Annotated in this window: 14 protein-coding genes; 13 read left to right on the top strand and 1 reads right to left on the bottom strand. The window is 59.0% G+C overall.

Translation table 11 applies throughout. From position 1 onward, the window contains the following. Window positions 1-108: 108 nt before the first annotated feature. Complete coding sequence (locus D0T21_RS28145) at window positions 109-567, top strand: cache domain-containing protein (RefSeq protein ID WP_229211667.1); 459 nt, start codon at window positions 109-111, stop codon at window positions 565-567. Between the two features lie 108 nt (window positions 568-675). On the opposite strand, the gene D0T21_RS28140 is transcribed toward D0T21_RS28145, so the two are convergent. Then, on the bottom strand, window positions 676-1,626 hold the full coding sequence (locus D0T21_RS28140; RefSeq protein WP_116993098.1) for a LysR family transcriptional regulator: 951 nt from the start codon (window positions 1,624-1,626) through the stop codon (window positions 676-678). 222 nt (window positions 1,627-1,848) lie between these two features. On the opposite strand from D0T21_RS28140, the gene mdcA reads away from it, so the two are divergent. From mdcA to D0T21_RS28080, 12 genes are all read left to right on the top strand, one after another. After that, on the top strand, window positions 1,849-3,510 hold the full coding sequence (gene mdcA / locus D0T21_RS28135; RefSeq protein WP_116993097.1) for a malonate decarboxylase subunit alpha: 1,662 nt from the start codon (window positions 1,849-1,851) through the stop codon (window positions 3,508-3,510). Then, window positions 3,510-4,391 (top strand): triphosphoribosyl-dephospho-CoA synthase, encoded by an 882-nt coding sequence (locus D0T21_RS28130; protein WP_116993096.1) that lies wholly within the window; start codon window positions 3,510-3,512, stop codon window positions 4,389-4,391. Before mdcA ends, D0T21_RS28130 begins: the two co-directional genes overlap by 1 nt. A 25-nt stretch (window positions 4,392-4,416) precedes the next feature. Further along, window positions 4,417-4,725 carry a malonate decarboxylase subunit delta gene (locus tag D0T21_RS28125; protein ID WP_116993095.1) on the top strand — a complete coding sequence of 103 codons (309 nt, stop codon included), beginning with the start codon at window positions 4,417-4,419 and terminating at the stop codon, window positions 4,723-4,725. 7 nt (window positions 4,726-4,732) lie between these two features. Further along, window positions 4,733-5,584 carry a biotin-independent malonate decarboxylase subunit beta gene (locus D0T21_RS28120; protein WP_116993094.1) on the top strand — a complete coding sequence of 284 codons (852 nt, stop codon included), beginning with the start codon at window positions 4,733-4,735 and terminating at the stop codon, window positions 5,582-5,584. Next, window positions 5,581-6,396 (top strand): biotin-independent malonate decarboxylase subunit gamma, encoded by an 816-nt coding sequence (gene mdcE / locus D0T21_RS28115; RefSeq protein WP_116993092.1) that lies wholly within the window; start codon window positions 5,581-5,583, stop codon window positions 6,394-6,396. The genes D0T21_RS28120 and mdcE overlap by 4 nt, the downstream gene beginning before the upstream one ends. A 100-nt stretch (window positions 6,397-6,496) precedes the next feature. Further along, complete coding sequence (gene madL, locus D0T21_RS28110; protein ID WP_116993090.1) at window positions 6,497-6,907, top strand: malonate transporter subunit MadL; 411 nt, start codon at window positions 6,497-6,499, stop codon at window positions 6,905-6,907. 4 nt (window positions 6,908-6,911) lie between these two features. Then, window positions 6,912-7,676, top strand: coding sequence for a malonate transporter subunit MadM (madM, locus tag D0T21_RS28105; RefSeq protein ID WP_116993089.1), 765 nt, complete (start codon window positions 6,912-6,914; stop codon window positions 7,674-7,676). 242 nt (window positions 7,677-7,918) lie between these two features. Beyond that, window positions 7,919-8,851: a malonate decarboxylase subunit epsilon gene (mdcH, locus tag D0T21_RS28100; RefSeq protein WP_116993087.1), complete on the top strand. Its 933-nt coding sequence runs from the start codon at window positions 7,919-7,921 to the stop codon at window positions 8,849-8,851. 33 nt (window positions 8,852-8,884) lie between these two features. Beyond that, entirely contained in the window at window positions 8,885-10,867 is a 1,983-nt protein-coding gene (gene acs, locus D0T21_RS28095; RefSeq protein ID WP_116994572.1) for an acetate--CoA ligase, read from the top strand. Between the two features lie 278 nt (window positions 10,868-11,145). Continuing rightward, window positions 11,146-11,802: an adenylate kinase gene (gene adk, locus D0T21_RS28090; RefSeq protein ID WP_116993279.1), complete on the top strand. Its 657-nt coding sequence runs from the start codon at window positions 11,146-11,148 to the stop codon at window positions 11,800-11,802. A gap of 397 nt (window positions 11,803-12,199) precedes the next feature. Beyond that, window positions 12,200-12,463: a hypothetical protein gene (locus tag D0T21_RS28085; RefSeq protein WP_116993278.1), complete on the top strand. Its 264-nt coding sequence runs from the start codon at window positions 12,200-12,202 to the stop codon at window positions 12,461-12,463. A 95-nt stretch (window positions 12,464-12,558) separates the two neighbouring features. Further along, window positions 12,559-13,497, top strand: a complete 939-nt coding sequence (locus D0T21_RS28080) for a cyclopropane-fatty-acyl-phospholipid synthase family protein (protein ID WP_116993293.1) — start codon at window positions 12,559-12,561, stop codon at window positions 13,495-13,497. Window positions 13,498-13,511 lie beyond the last annotated feature (14 nt).

The raw sequence follows: 13,511 nt of genomic DNA, 5'->3' as shown, positions 1-13,511 counted from the left end.
GACCTGGGCGCGTTATCCTGCATGTGGGAGCTGCAATATATTGCATTTTTTAATCCAGTCATCCCGATACCGCATCACTCACTGATTCTTAAAAGAAGGAGGCAAAACATGAAAAAGCTATACGCCTACATCATGGTCGGAGTATTGATTTTCGGCCATTTCGACAGTGCTTTTTGCGCTGAAAAGGGGACTAGCGAAGAAGCGATTGCGATGGTAAAAAAGGCCATCGCCGAGATCAAGCAAAAGGGCTTGGAAACGACCATAGAGGAGGTCAATGACCGCAATGGAAAATTCGTCGACCGTGACCTGTATGTCATGATTTACACCATGACCGGCAAAAATCTGGCCCATGGGGCCAACCCACGGATGGTGGGCAAGGATCTCATCGATATCAAAGATCAAAATGGGGTGTACTTTATACGAGAGCGGCTAGAAATTGCCAAGACAAAAGGGACAGGTTGGCAGGACTATAGTTTTGTTAATCCCGTGAGCAAAAAAATCGAGCCTAAGTCCTTGTATATTGAAAAATACGGTGATGTGGTGATTACCTGCGGCGTCTACAAGTAAGCTCATGCATCGCTGACAAGTGACAGCCGGTGACGCCTATCTCAGAACGCCAGGGGGCGGCCTGCTTGTTATCGACCTGGTCCGACGACGCCTCTGTGAGACAGCTGTTTAGCAATGGCTATCATCTGGCAGCGGAGCTGTTTGCCCGCCCAAATCGCGTCGTCCGTACATGCGGCACTCCGCGGCCAGCGCGAGTAGATTCGGGTCTCGTTCGCGGGATTTTGCCATAAGCAAAATGATGCTTTGGTGAGAGGAGTATTTTTGGGCCAACGGGATGAGTCGGATACGCGGACTGAACGTCCGGACACGGCCAGGTAACAGGGTATATCCGATGCCGCCGCTGACCAGATTGATTAGCGAGAAGATATCGCCAACCCGCATCGTGATATCTGGCGCAAAGCCCGCAAGTTCGAATGCGTGGGTGAAGCTTTGGGAGGTGACGAAACCTTCATTGAGCGTGACGAATTTTTCGGTGCGCAGATCTTGCAGGTCGATCTGCTGCAGCCCGGAATAAGGTGACTCCGAAGGCGCAGCGAGAAAAATATCATCGTTAAAAAGTGGAACGGACATCAGTTCGCTATTGTGAATGGGGTGTTGGATGCCGATAACAATGGCGTCCAGCCTGCCCTCTTCCAGATGCAGCAGCAAGTCCTGATTGGAACCGAGCGTTAAATCAATGTCGAGTCCGGGCTTACGCAACTTGACGCCGATGACGAGCTGCGGAATACAGTGCAAGGTGAGCGAGTACAGGGAGCCAATCTTAAGCCGCGTGGCATTGACACCCGCCAACTCCCGCACCTTGCGTACGCCTTCTTCGCATTCATCCAAAACGCGCTTGGCGTACTCCTCGAACTTATACGCCGTATGCAGCGGGACCAGATTGCGCCCCACCCGTTTGTACAGAGGGCAGCGCATGCCTTCCTCCAGCGAATGCAAGGCGCGGTGCACGCTGACGGTGCTCTGCCCCAGCGTTTCCGCGACGCTTGCCAATTTGTTCGTCTGCATGAAGGCCAAGAACACTTCCAGCTTTTTCAGCGTGATTTCTTCATCGATTGCCATGATTCCCTCGTTTTGTCGCACTGATTCACGCACCAGCATGAAAAATGATCCGCCGCCAAGATGCCGCTGACGCTAGCATTATGTGAAACACTGGCGCCAGGATAAAGCCCAAATCACGAACAACAATTAACTCTACAGTAATAAAGTGCGCTTGGGAGTGATTGTTGCCCGCCGGTCACATCCCTAAGATGGTTGCAAGATGATCGAATTCTTGGAGCAACCATGGTAGCGAGCGCATCACCCGGACCGCACTGGAATAAACGTCGCACGGAAAAACAGCGGCGTCTGGCTTTAGTTCGTCATATGTGTAACGGCCCGATATTGCGGGCCGATGACATGGTCGCGGTACTGGAAGCACTGATCGTTTCGGGCGATCGCGTCGTGCTTGAAGGGAATAACCAGAAACAAGCAGATTTTCTTTCACGCTCTCTGGCGCGAATTGATCCATCTAAAGTGAACAACCTTCACCTGATCATGCCAAGTGTGAGCCGGCCGGAACATCTGGATTTGTTTGAGCGTGGTGTCGCGCGCAAACTTGATTTTGCTTTCGCAGGAGCCCAAAGTCTGCGCATTTCGCAGTTTCTCCAGGATGGACTACTCGAGGTTGGCGCGATCCATACCTATGTCGAATTGTATGCTCGCCTGTACGTCGATCTGTCACCGAACGTGGTGCTGGTGGCCGGTTACAAAGCTGACCGCCAGGGCAATCTGTATACGGGGCCGAGTACCGAGGATACGCCAACACTGGTCGAGGCAGGAGCATTTCGCGACGGCATTGTAATCGCCCAGGTCAATGAAATAGTTGACGATCCATCCGATCTGCCGCGCGTGGATATCCCGGGTTCCTGGATCGACTTCGTGGTCCAGGCCGACAAGCCATTCTTCATCGAGCCGCTGTTTACACGCGATCCGCGCCTGATCAAACCGCTACACATCTTGATGGCGATGATGGCGATCCGCGGCGTTTACGAGCGTCACCAAGTGCAATCGCTGAACCACGGCATCGGTTTCAATACCGCCGCGATTGAATTGATTTTGCCCACCTATGGCGAACAGCTCGGACTCAAGGGTAAGATTTGTCGGAATTGGACATTGAATCCCCATCCAACATTGATCCCGGCGATCGAGTCCGGTTGGGTCGAGAGCGTTCATTGTTTCGGCGCCGAACTGGGCATGGAAGATTATGCTGCGGCCCGGCCCGACGTCTTCTTCACTGGCCGCGACGGTTCAATGCGGTCCAACCGCGCCCTATGTCAACTGGCTGGCCAATATGCGGTCGACCTTTTTATCGGCTCGACCCTGCAAATGGACGGACTCGGCAATTCGTCGACCGTGACGCGCGGTCGATTGACAGGCTTTGGCGGCGCGCCGAATATGGGCCACGATCCGCACGGCAGGCGCCATGCCACGCCGGCTTGGCTCGACATGATTGAAACCGATGATCCGCTGACCCGCGGCAAGAAACTGGTGGTACAGATGGTGGAGACGTTTCAGGATGGCGGTCAGCCGACGATTGTTGAGTCGCTCGATGCAGTGCAAGTGGGGCGCGACAGTGGCATGCCCATTGCGCCAGTCATGATCTACGGCGACGACGTGACCCATGTGCTGACGGAGGAAGGAATCGCTTACCTCTACAAGGCGCGCTCGCTCGACGAGCGGAAAGCGATGCTGGCGGCCGTCGCTGGCGTGACACCAATCGGTCTGACCCATGATGCAAAAACCACTGTCAGCTTGCGCCGAGATGGTTTGATCGCGCTGCCGGAAGATATGGGAGTGAAGCGCACAGATGCTACGCGCTCACTGTTGGCGGCGAAGAGCGTTGCCGATCTGGTCGATTGGTCAGGTGGCTTGTACACCCCCCCCGCTAAATTCCGGAGCTGGTGATGACAGTGGCCATCGCTGCCAGGCGGAGTCGGATCGCCGATGTTCCAGCGTGCCGGCAGGCGCGATGGACTTCGCACCTGGCTGACCAGGTGGTGGGCGCCCTGATAGACGAGGCCACCTTGACACCCAAGCCAGGCCTGGTTGATTTGCGTGGTGGCGGCGCGCATCGCGATCTCGATTGGGCGCTGATGTGCCATTCTGCATGGGCGCTGCACCCGTCCTTTAAGGCCATGGCAATTGCTGGCGCAACCATCCGTGATCCGCGCGTTCTGCGTGAACGCGTTGGCGGCTTGGGCCGCCATGCCGAGGCGACCATGATGAACGCGACCGATGGTGTCAACACCCATCGCGGTGCGATTTGGGCGCTGGGCTTGCTCGTCACGGCGGCCGCACAAGACCGCGCCGCGCTGGGACCGGCCGAGGTGGCGGCACGCGCAGGCGCCATCGCCCGCCACCCGGACAAATTTGCGCCCTTAACGACAGGTAATAAGGGCGAGCACGCCTGCCGAAAATACGGCGTGGGTGGGGCTCGCGCCCAAGCCCAGGAAAATTTTCCGCATGTCATAGACATCGCGTTGCCTGCCCTGTGGAAAGCCCGGGTCCGTGGCGACAGTGAAAATGCCTGCCGGCTTAACGCGTTGCTGGCGATTATCGAGCAGTTGGACGACACCTGCGTGTTGTCACGTGGCGGAGAAGACGCCCTGCTTGCCATGCAAGCCGGTGCACAACGTGTTTTGGTCGCAGGAGGGGCCAATTGCGTGTCCGGCCAATTGGCGATGCGGCAACTGGAGGATGATTTGTTAGCACGTAACGTGTCGCCGGGCGGCGCGGCCGACCTGTTGGCGGCTACGCTATTTCTGGACCGCCTCGACGTGGTCTAACCCAATTGAACCGAAGAGAGCGATCATGGAAAAACTTGTGTATGACTATCCCGCTGGCGGGTCGGCGGCGCGGCGCGTCCTGGTTGGCGTGGTTGGATCTGGCGATCTGGAGGTATTGTTAGCGCCGAACGCGCCCGGTGCGACCAGCATCGTCATCCATACCTCTGTCCACGGTATGGCCAAGGTCTGGAAGGCATTGTTGACGCGAATTTTTACGACGACGTTATTGCCGGCAGCAAAAATCGAGATCAATGACTGCGGCGCGACACCCGGCGTGGTGCGCATGCGGCTTGAACAGGCTTTCGAGGCATTGCATGAACCGGATAGGAAATGAGGAGCATATGAATTCTCCAGGATATTTGCATCGCGACAGCTTTATCGAACGCAACGCGCGGAGTCGGGCCGGGGCATTGCTCGATACCGGCTCCATGCGTGAACTGATAGGCCCGTTTGACGGAATGGCCTCCCCGTGGCTGCCCATGCAAGGAGTGGTCGCCCAGTCGGACGACGGGGTGGTGGTGACCAAGGGGACGATCGCTGGCCAGCCGGTGGTACTGCTCGCCATTGAAGGGGCTTTTCAGGGCGGTAGCATGGGCGAGGTTGGCGGCGCCAAAATTGCCGGTGCGCTTGAGTTAGCGGCCGACGACAACCGCAAAGGAACTCCGACCAAAGCAGTCGTGCTATTTGAAACGGGGGGCGTACGGCTGCAGGAGGCGAACCTTGGCCTGGCGGCGATTGCGGAGATACATTCTGCCATCGTCGATCTGCGCCGCTACCAACCCGTGATAGGGATTTCAGCCGGCACCGTAGGCTGCTATGGCGGCATGTCGATCGCCGCGGGGCTGTGCAGTTATCTGATCGTCACGAAAGAGGCTCGTCTTGGCCTGAACGGCCCCGCGGTCATCGAACAAGAGGCCGGTATCACCGAATTCGATGCCCGTGACCGTTCTTTGATCTGGAGCTTGACGGGCGGAGAGCAGCGCTACCGGAGCCAGTTGGTGGACGTCTGCGTGGAGGACGATGTCGAACTGATCCGTACTCAGATCGTCGAATTGTTTGCACGTGGATTGCCGGTCCAGCATCGCAGCGACCAGGTGGCAGGATTCCTGGCACGTTTGGCCGAAGTCGATGCGACGGTTCAAGTCACGCCGGAGACGATACGCTCACTTTACGGGAAGGGAAATCCAGTATGAACACTCCGAACCTCGGTCGCGGCGAACGATGGCTTTCCGCTCTGACCGGCAATGCCGTACCGCTGGCTGGCTACCCTGCCTCGGTACGGGTCGTTGATGCGGCCCTGGCAGGTCAGGCGGCTCGTTATCTTGCCGTGCTACCAGATCCTGACAATCGTTTTCCGCGCGCGCGCAACGGCGAGGTTGGATTGATCGAAGGTTGGCAACTGGCCCGCGCCGTCCAAGAGGTGATCGCGGCGGATCGTAGCAGCGCCCTCAAACGGCCCATCATTGCCGTCATTGACGTCCCGAGCCAAGCCTACGGCAGGCGCGAGGAGGGCTATGGCATACACCAGGCTCTGGCAGGGGCGGCCGGCGCATATGCGCAAGCTCGTCTGGACGGACATCCCGTCATTGGACTCATAGTTGGCAAAGCGATGTCGGGGGCTTTTCTTGCACACGGCTATCAAGCCAACCGCCTGATCGCGTTTGACGACGCCCAGGTAATGGTGCACGCCATGGGTAAGGAATCGGCAGCCCGCATAACGCTGCGGTCGATCGAGGCGCTTGAGGCGCTGGCTGCAACCGTCCCACCGATGGCTTATGACATACAGAACTTCGCATCGCTGGGTATTTTGTGGCGCTGTCTGACTATCCCGCGCCCGGATGAGCCTACCCGGGAAGCACTCGACATCGTTCAGTTCAACTTGCGGGCGGCGCTTGACGATATTCTCGCCGAGCGGGCGCGCGACCTCACCATCCGGCTTGACGCTCCGCATCGCCAGGCCTCGGCCAAGGTAAGGGACATGTTGCGCGAGCAGTGGACTAACTAGCCACCGTTATTTAGCAGAGAGACCAGTGGCAACGATGTACGGCAGTGCAACAATATTATAAAAAAGTAGTTCACCTTCCATCATAACGAGGAGACACATCATGATCATCTACGGCACTGCATTGCTTGCAGCTTGTCACCTGCTAGGCATTTTTCTTGGCGACCTGCTGGGCAAGGCCATGGGGGTACACACCAACGTAGGCGGAGTCGGTATCGCGATGCTGCTGCTGATAGGCATACGCCTGTATATGCAGCGCAAGGACTTGCTCCCCAAGCTGACCGAGATCGGTGTCGAATACTGGGGGGCCCTCTATATTCCGGTGGTGGTCGCGATGGCGGCGCAGCAAGATGTGGTGGCGGCCTTGCGCGGCGGACCAGTCGCGGTACTGTCGGCGCTGGGCGCCGTGACGGTCTGCGCGTGTGCCATCGCCCTGTTGAATCGAATGGAAACACGGCTAGAATCGGCCGCTTCCGACCTCGCATTCGACAATCCCCTTATCGGACAGGAGTGACGCCATGTTAGAAATACTTCAGAAAGCGGCTGCGCAAAATGGTCTGGTGACCGCGTTCGCCGTGGTGGGATTGATTATCCTGCTGTCTGGGAAATTGTCACGTCACCTCACCCTGGGACGCGTACATGGCTCGGCCATCGCCATCATGATCGGCCTCGGGTTGGCGTACTGGGGGGGAATCCAGACCGGCGGCCACAAGGGCCTGGCCGATCTATCCCTGTTCGGAGGTATCGGTTTGATGGGGGGGGCCATGCTGCGCGATTTTGCAATTGTCGCCACCGCCTTCGAAGTGCAGGCTGCGGAAGCGCGCAAAGCGGGCTTGATCGGCGTCGTCGCCTTACTACTTGGCACGTTCCTGCCCTTCGTCGTCGGTGCCAGCCTGGCCTATGCATTCGGTTATTCCGACGCCGTGAGCATGACCACGATCGGCGCTGGAGCCGTGACCTACATCGTCGGCCCGGTGACTGGGGCGGCGATCGGCGCCAGTTCCGATGTGATGGCGCTCAGTATCGCCACCGGCCTTATCAAAGCCATCATGGTGATGGTCGGGACACCGTTTGCGGCGCGTTTTCTTCGGCTTAAGACGCCACGCTCGGCGATGGTGTTTGGTGGACTGGCCGGCACGGTCAGTGGCGTCTCGGCAGGACTGGCCGCAACCGACCGCAAGCTGGTGCCCTATGGTGCGCTGGTCGCCACGTTTCATACGGGCCTCGGTTGCCTGCTGGGACCTTCGGTGTTGTATTTTTCGGTCAAGGCGATAGTTGGTTGAACGGCGGGATGCATTTGCGGAAATCTCCGGCGGGCGATGTGATGAGTGCGCAAGCCGACGAGAACGCCATTGCCGACGCCGCCCACCTTTGACTCAAGGGGGACGCAGTGTCAGGCACCGCCTTGGCCAAGGGTTGACTGGGCGGCCTGTGCTCCGCCGACCGACCTTCGGGAGCGTATTGCGGGAGCCAGCCGTATTCCCGCCGGATTCTCATATGATGAACAGGCATCTCTGAGGCAGACATGAGCATATTATTTACCTTTCCGGGACAAGGCGCGCAACGCCCAGGGATGTTACACGCGTTACCGAGTCATCCCGAGGTGCTGCGCACACTCGACGAATCGGCGGCTGTACTCGCTGCAGATCCACTCAACCTGGATACACAGGAGGCGTTGGCATCGACGGTAGCTGTGCAGCTGTGCTTGTTAATTGCCGGCGTTGCGATGGCACGCACGCTGATTGCGCACGGCGCCTTTCCTGATATGGTCGCCGGCCTATCGATCGGCGCCTACCCTGCGGCGGTCATTGCGGGTTCGATTGACCATAGGGATGCGGTCAAACTGGTCGCCCGGCGCGCACGGTTGATGGAGAGCGCCTTCCCCTATGGTCATGGGATGGCGGCAATTACCGGTCTGGACCGTTATCAGTTGGAGCCCTTGATCGCATGTACACACAGCGCGTCGACCCCAGTCTATCTTGCTAATCTTAATGCGCACAGACAGATGGTGATTGCCGGCGCCGATGCCGCGATGCAGACCGTGATGCGACTCGCAGTCGAACACGGGGCAAGCAAAGTCGAACGACTTGCCGTCAACGTTCCGTCGCATTGCCCTTTGTTTGAGATGGCCGCTGAGGAAATGCGGTCGGCTTTCCGTGATGTGACGCTACAGCAGCCATCCGCAGTTTATCTGAGCAGTAGTGCGGCGCGCGCATTGCGTGACCCGGCGCGTATTGCGGAAGATCTCGCTGGAAATATGGCACACCAAGTCGATTGGTCGGAAACGGCACAGCTTGCATGGGAAAGCGGTGCGCGGCTCGCGGTGGAAATGCCGAGTGGCTCCGTGTTAACCAAGTTGACGACGTCCGCGTTTGCCGATGGTCTGACCATTTGTTGTGACAATCTACGAATCGACACGGTGCTGGCACTGATCGCGGACGTGCGCGGGTCGCAATGAAACGCAATTCATTACTTTAGTTTAGGAGGACATGTGTTGGATATCGAATATTCCAAGCAGGAGAACCGGATTTTCCCGGCACCAGCTGCTTTTTCTGAAAGCGCCGCAGTATCGGGCATGGACGCCTACAACGCGCTGTGCGCGGAAGCGGCGGCCGACTACGAAGGCTTCTGGTCGCGCCTGGCGAAGGAAAACCTGGTCTGGCAAAAGCCGTTCACCAAAGTACTGAACGAAGCCGACGCGCCGTTCTACAAGTGGTTTGAAGACGGCCACCTGAACGTCTCGTACAACTGCCTGGACCGCAATCTGCAGAACGGCAACGCCGACAAGACCGCCATCATTTTCGAGGCGGACGATGGCAAGTCGGTCAACGTCAGCTACAAGGAATTGCACGAGAAAGTCTGCAAATTCGCCAACGGCCTGAAATCGCGCGGCATCAAGAAGGGCGACCGCGTGATCATCTACATGTCGATGTCGGTCGAAGGCGTGGCCGCGATGCAGGCCTGCGCGCGCATCGGCGCCACGCACTCGGTGGTGTTTGGCGGCTTCTCCGCCAAGTCGCTGCAGGAGCGCATCATCGACGCCGGCGCGGTGGCCGTGATCACCGCCGACGAGCAACTGCGCGGCGGCAAGAACCTGCCATTGAAAGCCATCGTCGACGAAGCGCTGGGGCTGGGCGGCTGCGACACCATCAAGGACGTGATCGTCTACAAGCGCACTGGCGGCAACATCAACTTCCAGGCCGGTCGCGACCTATGGCTGCATGAGCTGGTCGCCAACCAGGCGGCCGAGTGCGAGCCGGAGTGGGTGGATGCCGAGCATCCGCTGTTCATCCTGTACACGTCCGGTTCGACCGGCACGCCGAAGGGTGTGCAGCATTCGAGCGGCGGCTACCTGCTGTGGGCCGCGCTGACGATGAAGTGGTCGTTCGACATCAAGCCGACCGATGTGTACTGGTGCACGGCCGACATCGGTTGGGTGACCGGCCACAGCTACATCGCCTACGGTCCGACGGCGGTGGGCGCGACGCAAGTGGTATTCGAAGGCGTGCCGACCTTCCCGAACGCCGGCCGCTTCTGGGACACCATTGCCAAGCACAAGGTCAGCATCTTCTACACCGCGCCGACGGCGATCCGTTCGCTGATCAAGGCGTCGGACGTGGATCCGAAAGTGCATCCGAAAAATTACGACCTGTCGTCGCTGCGTTTGCTGGGCACGGTGGGCGAGCCGATCAATCCTGAAGCGTGGATGTGGTACTACACGCAGGTGGGCGGCGAGAAGTGCCCGATCGTCGACACCTTCTGGCAGACCGAGACCGGCGGCCACATGATCACCCCGCTGCCGGGCGCGACGCCGATGGTGCCGGGTTCGTGCACCTTGCCGCTGCCGGGTATCATGGCGGCGATCGTGGACGAGGCTGGTGTGGATGTGGCGAACGGGCAGGGTGGCATCCTGGTCGTCAAGCGTCCCTGGCCTTCGATGATCCGCACCATCTGGAACAATCCTGAGCGCTTCAAGTCGAGCTATTTCCCGGAGGAGCTGGGCGGCAAGATGTACCTGGCTGGCGATGGGGCGATTCGGAACAAGGATACGGGTTACTTCACCATCACCGGGCGTATCGATGACGTGCTGAACGTGTCGGGTCACCGCATGGGGACGATGGAGATTGAATCGGCGCTGGTGGCCAATCCGCTGGTGGCCGAGGCTGCGGTGGTGGGCAAGCCGGATGATACGACGGGTGAATCGATCTGCGCGTTCGTGGTGCTGAAGCAGGCGCGTCCGACTGGGGATGAGGCCAAGAAGCTGGCGCTGGAGTTGCGCAATTGGGTGGCCAAGGAGATTGGTCCGATCGCCAAGCCGAAGGAGATTCGTTTTGGGGATAACTTGCCGAAGACGCGTTCGGGCAAGATCATGCGCCGTTTGCTGCGGGTACTGGCCAAGGGCGAGGTGATCACGCAGGATGTGTCCACGCTGGAGAATCCGGCGGTTCTCCAGCAACTACAGGAGCCTCACTAAGCGTATGGCGGAGGGAAAGCAGGCATAGGGGCGCTATGTCTCGCCTTGTTGCGACTGGACTGGAAACGTGCTCGCTACCGGGCGCGTTCAGGAGGCAATCAAGTGCTGCACTCAGGTATTAAATGTTGGGCAGGTCTGCGCAAGTCCGTCGCAGAATTTCGAATTGATGACAGCCGCGTTGTACTCTGGGGTGCTGTCGTGGCAGCGTCTGTTTCCCGTATCCATACGTGTTGAAGCGCGGTGGAAGAACTTATTAACTATCTGAATAAGGAAATTTTATGCGACTCATTTTGTTAGGGGCGCCCGGCGCAGGTAAGGGGACGCAAGCTAATCTCATCAAAGAAAAATACAATATTCCGCATATTTCCACCGGTGATATGCTGCGCGCGGCCATTAAGGAAGGCACGCAATTTGGTCTGGCAGCCCAGAAAATCATGGAGACAGGAGGGCTGGTGTCCGACGACATCATGCTGGGTCTCGTCATAGACCGCCTCAAAGCGCCCGATTGCGTACATGGCTACCTGTTCGACGGTTTTCCACGCACCATTGCTCAGGCCAACGCCATGGTCGATGCCGGTATCCATATTGATTACGTGTTAGAAATCGATGTACCAGATGAACTGATCGTTGAACGCATGAGCGGACGCCGTTCCCATCCGGCATCAGGTCGCGTTTACCATATCAAATTCAATCCGCCTAAGGTGGATGGTGTTGACGATATTACCGGTGAAGCGCTGATTCAGCGCAACGACGACAAGGCCGAAATCGTCACGACGCGGCTATCGGTGTTCCACAACCAGACCGAAGTACTGCTTGCTTATTACAATAATTGGGCTCGTTCGAGCTTGCCGGGTGCACCGCAATATCGCCGTATCGTCGGAGTCGGACCGGTGGAACAGATCCGCGACGCGGTATTCGACGCGCTGGCGCAATAGACCAAAAATTGCGGACGCAGACATTGCATTTCACGATGCCCGGCTGAAAGGGTTCGGTTGACCTTCGTTGAGGCGCTCGACTGTACGTTTCCTCAGCAAGCGGATTCACCAGATGCAGGCCTCCTCAATAAGCCGCTGCCCCCTCTTGCAACAGCCATGAGCTGTAGCCTGGCTCGCACGGCGCTGAATCCGATCGCGCAGCCGCCCACCCCAAACCTGCTAGTGCAGCGGAGGCTCTGGTCGCATTTGTGAATGGTGGCTGGCCGTGCCGTCACGCCGCGGTTTCCGCGCCGCACCGTGGTAGGCACTCCAGGACGCGCACCGGCATCTGGGCACCGGCGTAGAATGACGATTTTCGTGCGATTCAAAGCACACCGATACACGACGAGGTAAATTCATGCACGCAGCTGTGCGCTATCGATATCCAGTGCAACTGTTCACCTTACTTTGGCTGCTGCTGGTCGGCAGCGCGGCCAGTGCCCAAGTCGACGCCAGCCACCGGCTCGACGACGTCGTCGCATGCGGCCTGCTACGTGTAGGTACCACCGGAGACCACCCTCCCTACAGCTTCCGCACGACAGGAAGCGATGATTTCTTCAGTCTCGACATTGAGTTGGCCGGGGGCGCCAGATTCGCCCAACGCGACTTGCATTCGGTTTGAACGCCGGCAAGGCGCAGTGTTTGCCGTAGAGTAGGCAGGCAGCTTGCGCGTGGCAACCGGCCCTCTCCCTGTACCCCTATTTCACAAGGTTGACCATGAAACTCCCCTTTGATCCTTCCGACGCCGCACTGATTTCCCATGGTGGTCAGTCCGCGTACAGCCTGGACCAGTTGCTGCCGGCGATACGCGCGCGGCTGAGCCAGGCCGGCGATATGCCCGGCGCCACGGTGGCGCAACAACTGGAGGTGCTCGAGGCCTTGTCCAGCTTCGAACTGGGCCGTTTCTTGCTGACGAACCGCGGGCTCAATGCCGAGTGGACGCATCGCCTGGTGAGCTACAGTTCCGCCGACGCAGTGGCGAACATCAGCCCGCTGGAACGCATGATCGTTGAGGAACTGCCGGCGGTGTTGGCGACGCGCGAGCGTTATGGCGTGTTCCGCCAGCAGTTGCAACTGCTGCTACGGCCTGGCTTGGTGTTGGCCTCGCTGCCCTGCGGGCTGATGGGGGAGTTGCTGTCGCTTGACTACTGCGGACTGGCGGATGTCGGCCTGGTCGGGGTCGACCTCGATCCTGCGGCCCTCGCCGGCGCGCAGACACTGGCCCGCCGCAACGGCCTGGCCGAGCGGCTGACCCTGCATTGCCGGGACGCGTGGTCAGGCTTGGGCCAGGCGCCGGTCGACGTGTTGACCAGCAATGGCCTGAACATCTATGAACCGGACGATGCGCGCGTGGTGGCGCTGTACCGGGCCTTCCATGCGGCGCTGAAGCCGGGCGGCACGTTGCTGACCAGCTTCCTGACCCCGCCGCCCACGCTCTCGCCGGCGTCGCCTTGGCGCATGGAGCAACTCGACCCGGCCGCGCTGGCGTTGCAATACCTGCTGTTTGTCCGCATCATCGAGGCGAAATGGAGCGCTTTCCGCACCCATGAGCAGACCCGGAACCAGCTGGAGCAGGCCGGCTTCACCGATATCCGGTTCATCGACGACCGCGCCTGCCTGTTTCCGACCGTGCTGGCCTGCAAGCCGCGCGACTAGCGCAGCACCCGCCG

The sequence above is a fragment of the Duganella sp. BJB476 genome, from assembly GCF_003416895.1.
Classification (GTDB): domain Bacteria; phylum Pseudomonadota; class Gammaproteobacteria; order Burkholderiales; family Burkholderiaceae_D; genus Rugamonas.
This window is presented reverse-complemented; position numbering and strand designations above follow the sequence as displayed.